A 14951-nucleotide genomic window follows, 5' to 3' on the forward strand; every position below is an offset into this window, starting at 1 on the left:
AAATGTCTCCTATCGACCAATGGCTCTGATAAAAACTAGAGACGAAGGGCTGCCGCCACTCCAGTTCAAGCCGAGACGAACCTGTGAGTTGTTGATGAAACTTGCCGAAACGCTTAAAGAACCAGTTGTTCCCGGAGCAGAACTTGGTCCGACCGGTGTGGCCTGGACGTTAAGTGCTTGATTGGGGAACGCAATGGGCAGGTTGACCACGACTTCGGTATTGTCAGCGCCAGATGCCTGAATCCACTGTTCGATAAAGCCGGTGTCCTCATCCCGCCACCAACCCGACGTGCTGAGAGAGGCGGTCGCAGGTACACCCGCGCCGATGGTCGATCGAGCTCCTGCAGGCGTATTCGCTCCAAGCCCGCCGCGAGAAAGTGGCAGGATGCCCGCTTGGACCTTTGAAGCATCCACCGTCAACGGGATAGTGATGTTTGCGCTGCCGTCGAAATTCGCAGCTCCTGAGCCCGCTCCTGAAATTGAGATGGTGCGAGGTGTGGCGAGCTTCAGTGCCGTCGGGGCCTGGCCGGCCCCGTTGCCCGTGCCTCCTCGTGCAATGGGTAGAATGCCGGTTGTCAGCTTGGATGTATCCAAAGCGGGAATATCTGCTGCAACTAGCGCAGCCCCGCCAGTGACTAGGCCCTTAGCATTGACGGTAACTTTAGGGTAACTACCTGCAGCAACACCGCTATTGGCAAGAGTGATAGTCGCAGAGACATTGCTAGTACCATCGAACGCAACGGCCCAGCTAGCATCACCAGAAGCGCTCAAGGTGCGCTGTGCGGCAAGCTTGGTTGCTGCGGCTGCCGTGCCATTGACGTTGATGTTGTAGGTTCCAACAAGACGTGCAATAGGAACGGTACCCTCGCCCAGATAGTTGGCGTTGAGCTCTACCAAACCGGAACCGTTACCAATGAGCCGGGTGGCGTACAGTTCTCCCGTTTCCATCTTGAAAACGAACGGGTTGGAAATCCAAGAGCCGTCTAGCCGACTGTAGCGACCAATACGTAGCTCGTTGCCACCCTCTAGACCGCCCGCATGGAGCATCACTCGATCGCCATAGCCACCTTGCAATGCGATTGAGGACCACCAATCAGTAGAAATAACGACGTTGCCAGTAAGCGTCCCGCCTGCAGTTGAAAACTTGCCATCTAGCGCCGCCTGCAACCCAGCAGTTTGCGCAATAGTATGGCCATGCTTGGTAGGGTCCACTACAACCGGAATAGCCAGATCTGCGGCCCCATCGAAGACGCCGCTACCGGTCGCACCACCGGTCAAGCTGATGGTCCGGGCCGTGGCTAGCCTGGCCGCCTTGCCGACGATCGACACACCCGAAATGATGTTGTTGATGGCGGCCTGCAGAAGGTTGCGCACGGCCTGGACCATGTTGGTGGTGGCCAGGACGGCGGTGCTGTTGTTGGCAGGGTCGTTGCTGATGGCGTTCGGGATCTGGTCCAGCCCCACGTCGCCCTTGGTCGTTGCCTGGGCGCGCAATTGCGGGTAGGTGCCGATCTTGGCCGCGAAGTGCTTCACCACCGGCCCGGTGATCGCTTCGACCGGGCGTCGATCGCTGATTACCGCGGCTGTCAGATCGGCTAGGGGGATGCAGTAGTGCTGCACGCCCAGGGCGTCTTTGTAGTCGGGTTTCGCGGCGGCACAGACCAGGCTCCAGCGGGCCACCACGTCATTCAACTGCCGCTCCAGGACAACATCGAGCCAGACTGTTGTCGGCAGGGCCGCAGCGGGTACGGCCAGCCCGGCAGGGACATTCACCCGAACGCCTTCGACGTAGGCCAGGCCGGGCTTGATCTGGTACGCGGTACCGACCTTTTCCACCTGCAGGCCGGTGTCGAAGAAACAGGCGCGCCCGAACATGTCGCGGTTGCTCAGACGCTCGCGCTCATCGATGCCGGCCAGGCGCACGGTGAAATCGTGCTGCCAAGTCTTGGCATCGATGCTGATACCGGTGGTTTCCTGGGCACCGTCGTATTCGACCAGGACGTTTCGTGTGACGTTGTTGCCGAGCTGCAGCGGCGGGATGTTCTTGCGCTTCTGCTGCAGCGGCATGTAAGCCACGGCGAACAGCACGCCTTCGGCGGTTTCCAGGCCCATCCAGTTCCAGTCGAAGTCCCCGATGTCGCTGCCCAGCTGGGCGCTATACACGACCTGGTTGGGGTTCACATAACCGCTGTTTTCCGCCGGAATCACGTAGGTGTAGACGATCTGGTTGGCTGGCGGCTTGCCTGCAGCCCGGTCGATCGGCGTGTTGGGGTCCAACCCGGGCACGTTCGCGAAGATGAACTTCGACACCACCAGGGCTTGCTTGGCGCCCTGTTTCTGGGCAATGAGGCTTTCGCCGGCGAGGGTAATTCTTGCCACAGATGGCTCCTACAGGCTGGCGACGACGGTTTGCTGGTCGTCGTTGAAGTCGGCAATGAGGGTGTGCATGGTCACGGGCGTGACCGTCACGAAGTCGTAGCGGCGGCAGGTGCGGCCGTACTGCTGGATGAGCACGCGCAGCAGCTCGGGGTTCTCGGAAAGCTGGGAGTCGGAAAGGGTCAGCAAGACCACGTCCCAATCGCGATCCGGCATCCGCTCCTCGATCTCGACGTAACCCACCCCGAGACGGCGCAGGATGCGTTTCAGGCCTGCCGTGCTGCCGGCGTCCACAGCGTTGACGAAGGCGTACTTCACGCGCAAGCGATACAGGCGCTCGGGTTCACCGTCGAAACGGGTAATGTCACGCTGCCAGGCCAGCAGATCCAGGATGGTCAGGTGGCAGGTTTCAGCGTCGGCCTGCAGGAGCGGCCATTGCATCCATTCCTCGACCTTTGCCCACCAGACCTGCGCCGAGGCCTTCAACTTGGTCAGTTCCGGGCCGCTGAGCCAGAACGGCAATTTCAGCTGGATCATGCCGGCACCACCGTCAGCGACTTGAGGCGCGGAATGTTCAACTGCGACACGATGTCCGCGTTATCGAAGCGCAGGGACTGGATGTCCGGGAACTGCTGGTGCAGCTCCTCGCCCAGGCGGCTGAAGGAGAAGCGCGATTGTGGGAGCGTCAGCGTCGGCTGATAGTCGCTCTGTGTGCTTTCCCGCAACGCGGCGCGGACGAACTGCTCAATGTTGGCCTGCAGGGCTTCGCGCCGGTCGGCGGTCAAGTTCGGTACCGGCCAATAGGTCATACGCACGTCATGCAGTGTTTCCGGCATGACAAAGACGACCAGGTCATCACCATGGCCATGGTTTCCGCCGTCCCGGATATGGGCGTTTATCTGCTCCAGGTAGGTGGCCGCCGGCACGTTAGCGTCGAACAGCACATAGGCGTTCGCGCTGCCTGGCCCGCGTGGCGCACCATGCTCGAAGTAGACGCCGTCGGGGCGCACACCAGGGAAGGCGGCGATCATGGCGCGGTATACCGCATCGGTGTGCCACTGGTTGACCGCGCTGAACTGGTTGCGCACGCGCAGGCGCAGTTGATCGTCAGGCTCAGGGTCGGCCCCGGGCTCGGTCATCCAGTCATCAGCGTTCACGACCTGGGCGATGCCCGGGATCGGCTCGACCAGAATGGCGTAGTAGCCCGGGGCGAGGTTGTAACCGCTGCCCACTTCCATTGCCTGCGCAGGGACTGGCTGTTGCAGCTGGCCATCGGCGAACACAGCGGGTTCAGTGGTCACCAGCCGGTAGACGTGGCCATTGATCGCGGCAGACTGGACCACCACGCCGGCGGGTATCTCCAGCTCGCCGGCGGTGTTCTCGCGGGTGAACAGCAGCACGCCCTGGGCCTTGGTCGCCCCTTTGCGCTCGACGTTGACCGCCCAGGCCAGCATGTCCAGCCATTTACCGCCGGCGGTCTTGACGAAGAAGTTGGGCAACACGGTGTCGCTGACGAAGCCAATCAGCCAAAGCACAGGCTTGGTCACCAGGGCGGTGACCAGGCGCCAGAACGGCGAATAGGCACTGGTATTGCTGAGCTTGCTGCCCTGCGCGGCTACCTCGGCCTCCCAGGCCTGGCGCAGGTCCGCATCGGTCGTGGGGATGCCGGCGTCCTTCAACGCCTGGCGAAAATCTACGTTCACAGGTGTACCTCGATATCACCGAATTTCAGGGTTTTCGCAGTGACCAGGTACACGCCTGGCCTGTCCTCGAGGATCCGCGCAGTGCCCGGCACCAAGCGTTCGTCGTCCTCCACCAGCAGCTCCAGTTGCAGAATGCAGTCGGCCTGGCGCTGCCGGCTGCGCTCGCCCATGAGGGTCACCAGCAGACCACTCTCGCGGATCATGTGAGCGATGTCCTGGGCGATGCTCGCCCGATCCTCGATCAGCAGCGGCTGACGGGACGGGTCAAGCACCAGGTCATTGCCTTGGATGAGCAGGTCGATGTATTCGCCCATCAACCCACCGCCATGCTGAGCATGCTTTCCAGCTCCAGCGGGGTCATGGCCTTGCTGGTGTTGATCTCCACCTTCTCTACATGGAACCTGCGATCCTGGTTCTGGGTGGTGTTCTGGATCTGCTTGAGCAGACCGCCCTGGGGCACGGCAGTCGGACGGATGGGCGCTACGCTAGGAGCTGCCTGGGCGAGGCGTTCGCGGCTGCGCTCGACCTGGTCGACCGACTCGGTGTGTATCTGGACCTTGGGCTGCTGCTCCAGGACCTTGAGGACTGGGGTGAGGCTGTCGGGCTGTGCGGGGGAGCGCTCTTGCAGCTTGGCCACCGGCTCCGGTACCGGCGGTACCAGCTTCAAGGCAGGGACAGCAGGCGCGCTGGGTACCGGTACCACCGGCTGCGCCGGCAGGACCGCCACGGAAGGTGGTACCAGCTGCAGGTGTGGCTTGGGCTGCTGCTCGAGGACATTGGCCACCGGTGCCGGCGGAACAGCCGCGGCTGGGAGTGGCGTGACCAGGGGGGTAGCCGACTGGACCTGCATCAGGGCCTCGGCCGAGGGCAGAGGCAGCAGCGGTTCGACCACTGGTGTGACGCCGATCGGTACGGTTTGCCCCGGGATCTCGGGCACCTTGGGAGCCGCCGGCAGGTCACCGAAACCGGCCTCGATGTTCACACCCGGGATCTTGTTCAGCATGTCGACCAGGCTGCCGATCGCCTTCTGGAAGATCGCGACGATTCCATCCCACGCGGCTTGTGCCAGGCCAGACCAGCCGCCCATGGAGCCGAACCAGGCGTCGAGCTTCTGCAACTGCTGGTCGACCCACTGGAACGCGGCGGTGTTCATGATCGCCGCCGACAGCTCGTCCCAGTAGACGATGGCAGCGACGACTGCCGCGACCAGGGCCACGATGCCGGCGACGACCAGCAGCGCGGGGTTTGCCATCATCGCGGCGTTCACCAGCCAGATCGCGCCCTGCCACAGCAGCATGGCACCCTTGGCCAGGCCCATGACGGCGATCATTGCAAGTACCCGGGCGACCAGCAATACGCACTGGATGGAATGGGCAACGAACATGGCGATGCTCTTCCAACCTGTCCAGGTGAGGACTTTCCAGATGGCGACAAGGCCCGTCCAAGTCATCTTGCTCATGCCGACAATGACGGTCATGGTGCTCAGTGCTGCAGTGATGCCCAGGACGGCCAATGTCGCAATGCCCATCACGCGGGTGAGGTTTGGGAACAGCTGGGTCCAGCGGGTCAGGGTCTTGCCGATGTCCACTAGGCGGGTCATCAGGGGTTGGAGCATAGGGATCAGGGCCTGACCAAAAGCGATGCGCAGCGCCTGGACTGCAGCGCCGAACTGTTGCCACGGATCAACCATGGTTTGGGCCATCTTCTCGGCCTGCTCGAGGCCGCGCACCTTGCCCAGCTGATCCATGCCGTTCTTGAAGCGTTCGGTGTCCTGGGCGAGAGCACCGATCACCTGGGCGCCTTCACCGCCAAAGGCCTCGACCAGCTTGGCATTCGCGGCGGCGTTGCGCAGATCCCCGAACCTGCCCTGCAGCTTGGCCAGGATGTCCAGCATCGGCAGGACCTTGCCGTTGGTGTCGGTGAACTTGATCCCCAGCTTGTCCGAGGCGTTGCCGATGTTCTCGAAGAACGCCTTGTAGCGCCCGCCGGCGTCGCCGCCTTCCATGGTGCTGGACAGGCTGCCGATCACGGCCATTTGCTCGGCCAGGTCGATGCCGGACGCCGAGGCGATCGCCCCGGCTTCCTTGAAGCCTTCCTTCATCTGCTCGCCACTGGTGCGGAACAGTTGCACAGCCAGGGCGGTCTGGCCGCCCAGTATCTCGACCCATTGGCTCTTGCCCATGGCGTCGGCCTGCTGCTTCTGCAGGTTGTAGAGCGTGCCGACGTATTCGCCCATCACGTCCTGGTCGGTCTTGGTGGCCTTGGCCAGCACGCTGCTGGTGTTGGTAAAGGTGGCCAGCTGCTCGCCGGCCAGGCCTTTGATCGCACCTTGGATCTTGTAGGCCGACGCCACGAAGGAGTCGGCGTTTTCGCCATAGGAGACGGAAAAGTCCAGGGCCTTGGCGTTGAGCGCGTCCAGGGCATCCTCGGCCACACCCAGCGAGCGAACGTCGCCCAGGGCCCGGTTCACCTGCAGGGCTGGCTCCAGCGAGGCCTCGATGCCGGTCAGCGACCCCCACAGACCGGCCACACCGGTGCCGATCTGCTTGATGTTGGCTTCGCTTTTCTCGGCCAGGTCGTTGAAACCGGCAGTCACCTTGGCCAGCGGCGCGGTGACCTTGTCGGTCAAAGCCAGGATGAAGTCCAGGCGGCTGGATGCGTTGTTCGCGCTCATGGGGTGGTCAGCTACCGTTGAATGCCTTTGCTATGCCGTTGGCGATCGCGATTTCCATTCGCCGCCAATGCTCGTCCTCCAGCCACTTGGCGGTGCCCATGACTTCAGCCGTGGGCGGTGTGCCAGGTAGCCAGTGTTCGGCCAGGGCCAGTAATTGGCCCAGGCCGTCTTCCTTCAGGCGGTCAGCGTGCTCGAGCGCTTTTTTACGGTGACTTCAACCTTTGGCGAGAACTCCTCAACCAGGGCACCGGCGATTTCCAGGGTGGTGGTCGGGTGGGTCAGCAGGGGCTTGAGCTTGGCCTTTTGCTCCTGAACCACGGCGTTCATCAGCAGGTTGTGGGCAGGGCTGACCTTGTTGGCCTGGGTCAGACCGTTGATGTACTTGGTGACCAGGGCGGTATCCATGACGAAGTCGAAGTCTTCGCCACCGATTTCCAGGGTGATTTCAGCGCGGTCGGTCATTGTGTTGCTCCAGTAGTGATGGGTTGGGTGGGGCAAAGGCTGCTGATGTGGTCCTGCAGCCCGAGAATCATTCGCTCGCTGAGGGCGAGCTGATCGAGGAGGGTGAAATAATCCGGTCGAGCGTCTGGCGAGAGTTCGGCGGGGCCTGCATGAGCCAGGCTGCCGGTGCCGGTGCCGGCGCGCACGTCGGTACCGGGGCAGGTGGCCTTAACGTGCAGCCGCTGATCGCCGCTACGGACAGAATCGCGAAAGTCTTGGTTACGCTTGAGCGCATTCGAAAGTTCCTGGGTGTGCTTGGTGTCGTTGGCGGCAGCGATGGCCAGGCGCTCGCCGGTGATCCGGGCGGCTTCACGCAGGCCTGTTACCTCGGCCTGGGCGCTGTCACGCTCCGATCGGGCGGCATTGCGTTGGTCCAGGACCTGGTCGAAGGCGAACCAGGTCGCGAGGCCGGCAACCAGCACGACCAGGAGCACGCGGATCGGGGAAAAGGTCATGAGGCGCACAGCCTCGCCTCGTCGAGCTGGCGGTTGTGCAGTCCCTGGACGAACACCTTGTTGCCCTGCGCATCGGTGACATAGGCCCACACTGGCCGACCATCGGCGCCCCAGGCCAACGCCCGGCAACCCTCCTCGATGCGGTCCTGGTTGATGAGCATCAGGGCACGGCTCGCGCAGGTGGCCGAGGTGCCGAAGTGGTGCCCGTGGCTGCTCAGGGCGTCGAAAGTGTTCTGGCTGACGTTCTCATTGGTCAGGCAATCCGCCAGGTCCAGTTGGCCCCTCTCGACCACCAGTTGCTCCACCTCGGCGCAGCGGGCATCCGACCAGTAGTCACCTACAATCACGGGATAAGGGCTGGTGTAGCGGGTAATGCCCTTGCATACGGTCGGCAGGCCCCGGGCCAGCTTGTCGGCGTAGACGACGTTCTGCCCCTCGCCCTCCCACTTGCCCAGGTGGGCCATCAGTGTGCTGCTGCCCAGGACCAGGGCGACCGCCCCCGTCAGGATCTTGTTGCGCAGGCTCATCGTTTGCCCGACCATTCGCGAAGCATCTGGCGGTACTTGGGGACCAGCAGAACGATCTGCAGGACCATGTAGAAGGCGGTCAGCATGTAGGCGACTGCCGACCAATCGACGGTGCCGGTGACACCGGTAGCGGCCACGCCAATCGCGGGCGCCGCCTTTGCCACAGCAATTGCAGTGTCCTGGGCGGCTTGATTCGCGCTCATCGCTGAACACCTTTCTCGAAAATGGACTGGCAGGGGACGCAACGAGTGATGCCGCCAAAGGCGCGGCGTGCCTCGGGGATCTCGTCGTCGCAGTCTTCGCAGTGGGTGAGGCTCGGCCCAGTCGATCGCGCCCGGGCCTGAGCCAAGGCGGCGTCGATCGCCTGGTCACGCTGTCGCTGTTCCAGGGCCTGGGCGCGGTCGAACGGGCAAACCATCAGCGCAGGCCCTCGATCTCTTCCGCATCGAGGTACGGCACGCCGTTGATGTGGATGAAGTCCGGACTGGTGACATCGAAGGGCACCTTGTGCTTCGACTTCTCGCCGCCCTTGGGGTCGATGTTGAGCAGGCTGGAAATCTTGGGCTTGCAGCCGAAGGCCTCCACGCGGATCTCATCGGTCGGGGTCTTGGCGTAGAACAGCGAATCGAAAGGCTCCAGGCGACGGAAGCTGCCCGCCTTGCGAGCGGCCTCGATCAGCAAATTGAAGTTGGCGGTGTCCAGTTCCAGCTCACCGCTGGCAGACACATCGCCATCGACCCAGCCGTCAGGCACGCCACCGGTCTGGACGGCAGCGCTGTTGTCGGTGATATCGAGAGTGGCGGTTTCAACGTGAATCATGATGTCGCCCACGTTGATGTCGAAGTTCATACCGCTGATTCGGGACATAGACGGTTACTCCTGGTCGTCTTGGGAAAGGTCCAACGCGATGTTCGCGGTGATGTCTTTCGGGCAGTTGAGGGGGCGGACCTTGATGTACACCTCGACCTGTTTGCGGCTTTTCCAGACGATGACCAGGGCGTCATCCTTCGGCGGCTCGATCTCGCCTGGGAACACCTCGCCAGCAAACTCCACCGACTTGGCCATCTTGCGCAGGGGGGCCATCAAGGCCTTCTTGTTCACCGCCATGCTGACGGCGCTGTTATTCAGGCGGCGGTCACCGATACGGCGGATCAGCAGCGGGCGGATCTGGCGGGCGGCCTTGTCGACCACTCGCAGGTTTTCGAGTACCTGATAGTCACTGCCGGCGGTGTCGAGCAGGTTGGCATCACCCCAGTACACGCCCTCGTAGTCGGGGTAGGTCTGGGAAACGGAGAAGCGGGCCTTGTCCAGCTCGGCCCGTACCGCCGAGGGCAGCGGTACACCTTCGCTATCCGAGGGAACACTGCCCAGGCCGACCAGGGGACCGCTGACAACACGCATCGGGGTGTCGGCGATGCTCCAGGCAGCATTGGCGAGACGACCGGCTAGGACGCCTAGGTCGTTGCCATGGAGCTGCGGGACTACGACGACACGCGGCGCAGCGATACCGATAGTGATTTCCTTTTGCGCCAGCAGATACTCGGACCAGAGCACGCCTGGCAGGATGCCGGAGGACGCAGCCATGACGAACATGCGACGACCATACTGGGCGCCCAGCTGCTCTACTGCAGCGTGCATCGCCAGCAGTTCCTCGCCGGTGGTCACCGGCTGGGTGATAACAATCGCTTCGACCGAAAAGCCCTGTTGCTGAGTGGCTTCCAACGCAGTGGCCCATTCACCTTCAGGGCCGATCGGCGCAGCCAGGCAGGCCCAGCGGTCGCCGCCGTTCGCCCGGGCAGCGATGATCTGGGTCTTGAGATCGCTGTCCGCCACGCCCAAGTCGTTATCCAGGTCGCTATCCGTGTTCAACGGAAGTATCTTGCCGACGTTCTTGCCGGCAGGGCCGATGAAAAGGAAGTAGCGCTCGATCTCGGCCACTTCACCCTGGCCGAGGTTGAGGTTGTTGACGCTGACTTTTCCGAGTGCCATGTGTGCCTCGTTAACGGGGTGAATTGATGATTTGCTGCAGGACCTGGTTCACCAGGAGGCTGGTTTCTCGGGCATGGTTGACGCCCAAAAACTGGCGTTTGGGCAGCGTGATGTCCCAACTGTCTGCGCCGGTGGATTCGCCGCGCTCATCGTCCAGGACGCGGATCAGGACACCAGCTTGCATGTAGCTGACGTGCTCCAGGATCCAGGCCACAGAGGGCCGGGTGAGCCCCTTCTTGCCAGCCTGACGCACGCGAAAGCCCAGCCGACGCAGTCGTTTGGCCTGTTTCGGTGTGGATACAGCCCCTTCGGGGACGCGGTTCCAGCGACGCATCTGCTGGGCTGTCCGGCGCTCGGCGGCACCGTTGTGTTGCTGCGCGGCGATCCACCGAGTGAGGCCGTTTTTCCATCCCAGAGTCGCCTGGTCAGGGGTCAGGCTGGTGACCTGCAGGAGCTTGCCCAGGCCGGCCTCCATCTTCTTCTGGCTTGGCTCGGTCTTCTTGCGGGGAGCGAACGGGGTACCGTCCAGATTCTGCTGGCTGCGGATCCGCTGACGGCTCATGGTGCGCACGCGCTTGGATACGTTGTTGAGCAGGCGCTTGCGCAACTGCGGGGGCAGTTGCAGCAATGCCAGTTGCTCACGGACGCCGAGCATGCCTCGGGCATCCAGCTCGAACAGGCTACGCCCCATGACTGACCACCTCGCCTTGCTCAGCTACCCACAGATCGAAAGGAGCCAGGGCCCAGGTGGTACCGAACGCTTGGAATTCGCCGTCAGGGTCCTCGACCAGGTACTGCGGCTCGACGAACTCCAGTACCAGGTCCACGTCGAATAGCTCCTGGCCCGCCCCCAGATCCAGAGGTTCAATGGCGAATTCCGGCGCCGGCAGCTCGAACAGGTGGCGATCGGGGTCGTGGGTTTCCAGCCAGCTGCCGACCAGGGCCATCAGGCGCCCGGGATGGTCGTTGAAGCGCTCCAGGCTGAACACGGCGCGGTAGCGCATGTTGCCCATCTGCAGGCCCTTCTCGGTCTCCTTCCAGACCAGTTCCAGATTGACCTGCTCGGTCCAGGCGTCCAGTTGCTCAGCGGCAACCAACTGCCGATCGAGCAGGTACGCGGTCAGCGCTTTGAGCTGGATCACAGCAGCACCGCCGTGATACGGCTACGGCCCTGCAGGGCGCGCACGGCCTGTTGGCTGAATGCCAAGTAGGTGTCGGCGCGCTCGGGCGCCTCCTTGCCGGTGTTTTCGGCCACTTCGCGGCGAGTGACCGTGGCAAAGTCGGTCAGGGCGGTGGCCTTGGCGCGGCAATACACGGCGCGCTTGTACAGCTTCACCTTGTAGGCGCGCTCCTCGAGGAGCAGCGGATCGGCGGTGGCCACCTCGGTGATACCGATGCTTTTCCAGCTGGCCATGAGTTTCTTGAGGTCGGCATTGACCTCGCCCATGGCGAGTTCAAGTTGAGTGACCAGCACTTCGCTCAGGTACTCGCCCGGCAGGCGGTAAGCCTTCTGGTATTCAGCCAGCGAGAGGTCCGGCCAGAAGCCGTTGTTCTCGATGGTCTGTTCTACGACCGTGGTGGGTTTGCCTGAAAAGCTCATTGCTGGTCACTCGAAAAGGGCGGGAGACACCGTTGCCACGGGGCGGGCCAAATGGCCGACTCGTTTCACGGGTTCCCGCTGGGGGGGTAGCCTGGGTTTACTGACCTGGTGGGGCCGGCACGGAGGCCGCTCCGACCTTCACCGAGGCCTTGAAGCACTTCAGCAATTGGGCGACGTAGACCGGCTGGCTCGGCACCTGCTGCAGGTGGGCTTGGGCGGCGGCTTCGGCCTCCTCCTGGGTGGCGTACAGCTCGTCTTCCTGGAAGTACGGCTTCAGCACGACGTAGGTCATGGTTGTGGCTCCTGTGCGGCTGGGCCGCTGGTTGCGGCCTGCTTGCGCAGGGCCTTACGGGCGTTCTCGATGCGGGTGTCCACACCAACCTTCGGATACAGCGCGGTCGCACGCTCCAGGTGCTCGACCGCCTTGGCCCACTCCTTGGCCTCCAGGGCACGGATTCCGACCAACTTGTGGTACTTGGCCGGGATCTGCTCCGGTAGCTTCCACTCACCATCCACGCGGGGCAGCAGGTCGGACAGGTAAGGCTCCGGGCTGCGCTTCGCCTTGTATTCGTCGTAGGCCCATTCGCAGACGGCATCGGCGACAAAGGTCGGGATGTCGCGCTTGAAACGCTCCGGCATCTGCTGGCCTTGCGCGATGGCGATGTCCGCCAGTTCCAGGGCATCGTCGAACTGCGCGGTGTCGAACAGCCAGACCATGACCTGGACTAGGACGCGGTTCTGGTACACCAGGCCGGATGCCAAGTAGCGCTGGACGTAGTCCTGGTACTTGGGCAGCAGCTCGTTGCGCTTGAGATCCTGGCGAGTAGCCATCCCCTTGATCGCACTCAGGCGGGCCAGATCCTCGTCCAGGCCGGCCTCCATCAGCGCCAAGTGCTTGCGGGCGTTCGCTGGGCTGTTCAGGGCTTCCGCTGGCGAATACGGCAGCGCGGCGGCTTCTGCAGCGGCGGTCACCGCTGCAACGCCCTGGGACAGGATCCGGCGCTTATGCTGCAGCGCGTAACTCACGGCAGCACCTCGACGTTCTCGGTCAGGCCGATCTTCTCCAACTGCTCGATGACGTAGCCTTCGTTACGGCTGTTGTAGTCCTCGACGCGGGAGCGCTTCGGGTTGTCCACGCTCTGCTTACGCCAGGAGCTGTCCTGGTAGTAGATCGACAGGTTGTCGAAGCTGGTGACCAGCACCGCATTCACCGGGAAGTAGGGCACGCTGTACGCCGGCAGGCCGCCATAGGTAGCGATCACCTGGGAAAGCTCGATGCGCTCTTTCTCGGTTGGGGTGTCGCCCTGCTTGCTGTACAACTTGGCCTTGTCGGAGGCCAGCAGGTCGGTACCGATGATCGCGACCAGGTCGCCACCTTCGCGCAGGCGTTCATCCACCAGTTGCTTGGTGTCGTGCACCAGGGCGTCGAGGTTGGCATAGTCGCCACCAGCACCCAGGGTCACCTTGCCGGAAGCTGGGACGATCTCCTTGAGCACCTGCTGCGGCGCCTGCTCGCGCAGTTGCTGCAGCCAGCCCTTGTTCACGTCCTGGAGCAGCGGGTACTGGGTGATGTCGGTTTGGACAGCCACGTGGGTACCGTGGAAACCGATCATGATGCGGTCCAGAGCGATTTGCTTCTGAACGGCGGCAGTGTAGCGCTGATGGAAGTCTGGGAATTTGGCCCAGGCGTCGATCTTGGCGTACGGCAGACCCACGTCGGACTGGGTGTCGTACAGCTCGTACATGTTGTGATCGAGGGCCGAAGCGTCCTTGGCTTCGCGATCGGTGGTCTTGGTGTTGGTGCGGCCAGTGACCGGTCCATTGGTGCCGATGAAGACTTTTTCGCCCTTAATCTCGGACACCGGAACGACGTTGATTCGCTCCAAGAAGTCAGCCTTGGCGGTAATCGCGTCGTTCAGCTCCTGGGCAATCGACGGTTCAACACTGAACTGCTTGGTGACCAGCTCAACACCATAGCTTTCGGCCAGGGCAAGCTGTAGCTCGGCGAACATTTCCGCGCCGTAGGCGCTCAGGTTACGGGCCATATCAGAGCACCCGCTTTTTCGGCTGCTGCACCGGCGCGGAAGTGCGTGGCAACTGCCGACCTGCAGGTGCGTCGGTCAGGGCCTTGAAGTCCTTACGGACCTGCTTCAGTTCATGCAGCAACTGCTGATTGAAGTTGCTCTGCTTGCGGGATTTGCGGCGGGAACGGTTGTACTCGCGTTCTTCTTCCGCTGTGGTGACGATCTCGTCGACGGCGTCCTGTACGTCATCGATCAGTTCTTGGTCCGGCTCAGGCGCGTCAGCTGCGGCGCCTTCAACAACGGCGTTCAGGCCAGCAACTACGACCAGCATTTGGTCGCGCAGAGCCTTCAGCGCTGTAGCGGTAGCTTCATCCATTGGGGGCTTGCTCTCGGTGGTGGGGGTGGGGGTATCGGCGGACGGCTTGTCGTCGGCGAACCGCTTGAAAAGGCTGCTGATCATGTCGAGCAGCTTGGCCATCTCGCCCTTGGGCTCGTCATTGGAGAAGGAGCCAAGCGCCTGGGAGGCGGCAAAATAGGTGTGCTTGCTTGCCCTGGCAGAGAAATACAGCTCCTGGGTACCAACGCTCGCGGGCTCATCAGTAACGGCGATGCCACGCAGGTAAGCCTTCCCACGGCCTCGAAAATTCGGGTCAATCTCAATGCTGCTGAACAGCTTTTCGCCCATGTCATTAAGGCGCAGCAATTTGTCGTTGGGCTTGAGCTGGGCTTCCAGCGCTACGGCGCCTTCCTCCAAGTCATCCGCTTTCTCAACGAGGCGGACGGCATACACAGTCCCGAACGCACCATGGATGCGTTCGTGTTCGTACCAGATCACTGCGGTGTAAAGGGCGGGGTCGTAGCTTTCCGCGATCTCTCGCAGCTCCTGCGGCAAGATCTCGCGCCCATCGACGGTAGGGCCGCTGGTAGCAACACGTTTCCAGTAGGAGACAAGGGAACGGGGCATGGTCAGTGAAGCGCTCGATGGGGGTATTGAGCGCCACGATAGGCAGCCGATCGGCATCGGCCAAACGCTTTGCTTGCGCACTCCTCCTATTTTCAAAATCTAGGAGAAACGCGGAATTTTTCCTGAAGTTCAAGCACT

At 62.5% G+C, this 14951-nt stretch carries 20 protein-coding genes; all 20 read right to left on the reverse strand.

The features are described from left to right. Positions 1 to 9: 9 nt before the first annotated feature. The 20 genes from K8374_RS17725 to K8374_RS17815 all read right to left on the reverse strand — a co-directional run bounded on the left by K8374_RS17725 (position 10) and on the right by K8374_RS17815 (position 14813). Positions 10 to 2379: a phage tail protein gene (locus K8374_RS17725; RefSeq protein ID WP_224456584.1), complete on the reverse strand. Its 2370-nt coding sequence runs from the start codon at positions 2377 to 2379 to the stop codon at positions 10 to 12. 9 nt (positions 2380 to 2388) lie between these two features. Then, on the reverse strand, positions 2389 to 2913 hold the full coding sequence (locus tag K8374_RS17730; RefSeq protein WP_224456585.1) for a phage tail protein: 525 nt from the start codon (positions 2911 to 2913) through the stop codon (positions 2389 to 2391). Next, the gene (locus K8374_RS17735) at positions 2910 to 4079 is read right to left on the reverse strand and encodes a baseplate J/gp47 family protein (protein WP_224456586.1); all 1170 of its coding nucleotides are present in this window, start codon (positions 4077 to 4079) and stop codon (positions 2910 to 2912) included. Before K8374_RS17735 ends, K8374_RS17730 begins: the two co-directional genes overlap by 4 nt. Further along, complete coding sequence (locus K8374_RS17740) at positions 4076 to 4393, reverse strand: DUF2590 family protein (RefSeq protein ID WP_224456587.1); 318 nt, start codon at positions 4391 to 4393, stop codon at positions 4076 to 4078. The genes K8374_RS17735 and K8374_RS17740 overlap by 4 nt, the downstream gene beginning before the upstream one ends. Beyond that, positions 4393 to 6753, reverse strand: a complete 2361-nt coding sequence (locus tag K8374_RS17745) for a phage tail tape measure protein (RefSeq protein ID WP_224456588.1) — start codon at positions 6751 to 6753, stop codon at positions 4393 to 4395. The genes K8374_RS17740 and K8374_RS17745 overlap by 1 nt, the downstream gene beginning before the upstream one ends. Positions 6754 to 6760: 7 nt before the next feature. Next, positions 6761 to 6904, reverse strand: a complete 144-nt coding sequence (locus K8374_RS26525; RefSeq protein ID WP_411969654.1) for a DUF6890 family protein — start codon at positions 6902 to 6904, stop codon at positions 6761 to 6763. A 23-nt stretch (positions 6905 to 6927) separates the two neighbouring features. Next, positions 6928 to 7215 (reverse strand): putative phage tail assembly chaperone, encoded by a 288-nt coding sequence (locus K8374_RS17750; RefSeq protein ID WP_224456589.1) that lies wholly within the window; start codon positions 7213 to 7215, stop codon positions 6928 to 6930. Continuing rightward, on the reverse strand, positions 7212 to 7709 hold the full coding sequence (locus tag K8374_RS17755; protein WP_224456590.1) for a lysis system i-spanin subunit Rz: 498 nt from the start codon (positions 7707 to 7709) through the stop codon (positions 7212 to 7214). The genes K8374_RS17750 and K8374_RS17755 overlap by 4 nt, the downstream gene beginning before the upstream one ends. Beyond that, entirely contained in the window at positions 7706 to 8236 is a 531-nt protein-coding gene (locus K8374_RS17760; RefSeq protein ID WP_224456591.1) for a lysozyme, read from the reverse strand. The genes K8374_RS17755 and K8374_RS17760 overlap by 4 nt, the downstream gene beginning before the upstream one ends. Continuing rightward, positions 8233 to 8439, reverse strand: coding sequence for a hypothetical protein (locus K8374_RS17765; protein ID WP_224456592.1), 207 nt, complete (start codon positions 8437 to 8439; stop codon positions 8233 to 8235). The genes K8374_RS17760 and K8374_RS17765 overlap by 4 nt, the downstream gene beginning before the upstream one ends. Continuing rightward, complete coding sequence (locus K8374_RS17770; RefSeq protein ID WP_224456593.1) at positions 8436 to 8654, reverse strand: TraR/DksA C4-type zinc finger protein; 219 nt, start codon at positions 8652 to 8654, stop codon at positions 8436 to 8438. Before K8374_RS17770 ends, K8374_RS17765 begins: the two co-directional genes overlap by 4 nt. Further along, on the reverse strand, positions 8654 to 9103 hold the full coding sequence (locus tag K8374_RS17775; protein WP_224456594.1) for a phage protein: 450 nt from the start codon (positions 9101 to 9103) through the stop codon (positions 8654 to 8656). The genes K8374_RS17770 and K8374_RS17775 overlap by 1 nt, the downstream gene beginning before the upstream one ends. Positions 9104 to 9109: 6 nt before the next feature. Continuing rightward, positions 9110 to 10225, reverse strand: a complete 1116-nt coding sequence (locus K8374_RS17780; RefSeq protein WP_224456595.1) for a DUF2586 domain-containing protein — start codon at positions 10223 to 10225, stop codon at positions 9110 to 9112. Between the two features lie 10 nt (positions 10226 to 10235). After that, complete coding sequence (locus K8374_RS17785) at positions 10236 to 10916, reverse strand: phage virion morphogenesis protein (protein WP_224456596.1); 681 nt, start codon at positions 10914 to 10916, stop codon at positions 10236 to 10238. Next, positions 10906 to 11367, reverse strand: a complete 462-nt coding sequence (locus K8374_RS17790) for a phage tail protein (RefSeq protein ID WP_224456597.1) — start codon at positions 11365 to 11367, stop codon at positions 10906 to 10908. The genes K8374_RS17785 and K8374_RS17790 overlap by 11 nt, the downstream gene beginning before the upstream one ends. After that, the gene (locus K8374_RS17795; protein WP_084856453.1) at positions 11364 to 11825 is read right to left on the reverse strand and encodes a head completion/stabilization protein; all 462 of its coding nucleotides are present in this window, start codon (positions 11823 to 11825) and stop codon (positions 11364 to 11366) included. Before K8374_RS17795 ends, K8374_RS17790 begins: the two co-directional genes overlap by 4 nt. A gap of 97 nt (positions 11826 to 11922) precedes the next feature. Beyond that, positions 11923 to 12117 (reverse strand): hypothetical protein, encoded by a 195-nt coding sequence (locus K8374_RS17800; protein WP_224456598.1) that lies wholly within the window; start codon positions 12115 to 12117, stop codon positions 11923 to 11925. Continuing rightward, complete coding sequence (gene gpM / locus K8374_RS17805; RefSeq protein WP_224456599.1) at positions 12114 to 12851, reverse strand: phage terminase small subunit; 738 nt, start codon at positions 12849 to 12851, stop codon at positions 12114 to 12116. The genes K8374_RS17800 and gpM overlap by 4 nt, the downstream gene beginning before the upstream one ends. Then, complete coding sequence (locus K8374_RS17810; RefSeq protein ID WP_224456600.1) at positions 12848 to 13870, reverse strand: phage major capsid protein, P2 family; 1023 nt, start codon at positions 13868 to 13870, stop codon at positions 12848 to 12850. The genes gpM and K8374_RS17810 overlap by 4 nt, the downstream gene beginning before the upstream one ends. Before the next feature lies 1 nt (position 13871). After that, positions 13872 to 14813: a GPO family capsid scaffolding protein gene (locus tag K8374_RS17815; protein ID WP_224456601.1), complete on the reverse strand. Its 942-nt coding sequence runs from the start codon at positions 14811 to 14813 to the stop codon at positions 13872 to 13874. Positions 14814 to 14951 lie beyond the last annotated feature (138 nt).

This window comes from Pseudomonas sp. p1(2021b), assembly GCF_020151015.1.
GTDB classification, from domain to species: domain Bacteria; phylum Pseudomonadota; class Gammaproteobacteria; order Pseudomonadales; family Pseudomonadaceae; genus Aquipseudomonas; species Aquipseudomonas putida_K.

Excerpts from the sequence above, each read along its gene's own strand:
- K8374_RS17730 (WP_224456585.1), bottom strand. The coding sequence starts at position 2,913 with ATGATCCAGCTGAAATTGCCGTTCTGGCTCAGCGGCCCGGAACTGACC.
- K8374_RS17740 (WP_224456587.1), bottom strand. The coding sequence starts at position 4,393 with ATGGGCGAATACATCGACCTGCTCATCCAAGGCAATGACCTGGTGCTT.
- K8374_RS17745 (WP_224456588.1), bottom strand. The coding sequence starts at position 6,753 with ATGAGCGCGAACAACGCATCCAGCCGCCTGGACTTCATCCTGGCTTTG.
- K8374_RS17750 (WP_224456589.1), bottom strand. The coding sequence starts at position 7,215 with ATGACCGACCGCGCTGAAATCACCCTGGAAATCGGTGGCGAAGACTTC.
- K8374_RS17755 (WP_224456590.1), bottom strand. The coding sequence starts at position 7,709 with ATGACCTTTTCCCCGATCCGCGTGCTCCTGGTCGTGCTGGTTGCCGGC.
- K8374_RS17760 (WP_224456591.1), bottom strand. The coding sequence starts at position 8,236 with ATGAGCCTGCGCAACAAGATCCTGACGGGGGCGGTCGCCCTGGTCCTG.
- K8374_RS17765 (WP_224456592.1), bottom strand. The coding sequence starts at position 8,439 with ATGAGCGCGAATCAAGCCGCCCAGGACACTGCAATTGCTGTGGCAAAG.
- K8374_RS17770 (WP_224456593.1), bottom strand. The coding sequence starts at position 8,654 with ATGGTTTGCCCGTTCGACCGCGCCCAGGCCCTGGAACAGCGACAGCGT.
- K8374_RS17775 (WP_224456594.1), bottom strand. The coding sequence starts at position 9,103 with ATGTCCCGAATCAGCGGTATGAACTTCGACATCAACGTGGGCGACATC.
- K8374_RS17780 (WP_224456595.1), bottom strand. The coding sequence starts at position 10,225 with ATGGCACTCGGAAAAGTCAGCGTCAACAACCTCAACCTCGGCCAGGGT.
- K8374_RS17785 (WP_224456596.1), bottom strand. The coding sequence starts at position 10,916 with ATGGGGCGTAGCCTGTTCGAGCTGGATGCCCGAGGCATGCTCGGCGTC.
- K8374_RS17795 (WP_084856453.1), bottom strand. The coding sequence starts at position 11,825 with ATGAGCTTTTCAGGCAAACCCACCACGGTCGTAGAACAGACCATCGAG.
- K8374_RS17800 (WP_224456598.1), bottom strand. The coding sequence starts at position 12,117 with ATGACCTACGTCGTGCTGAAGCCGTACTTCCAGGAAGACGAGCTGTAC.
- K8374_RS17810 (WP_224456600.1), bottom strand. The coding sequence starts at position 13,870 with ATGGCCCGTAACCTGAGCGCCTACGGCGCGGAAATGTTCGCCGAGCTA.
- K8374_RS17815 (WP_224456601.1), bottom strand. The coding sequence starts at position 14,813 with ATGCCCCGTTCCCTTGTCTCCTACTGGAAACGTGTTGCTACCAGCGGC.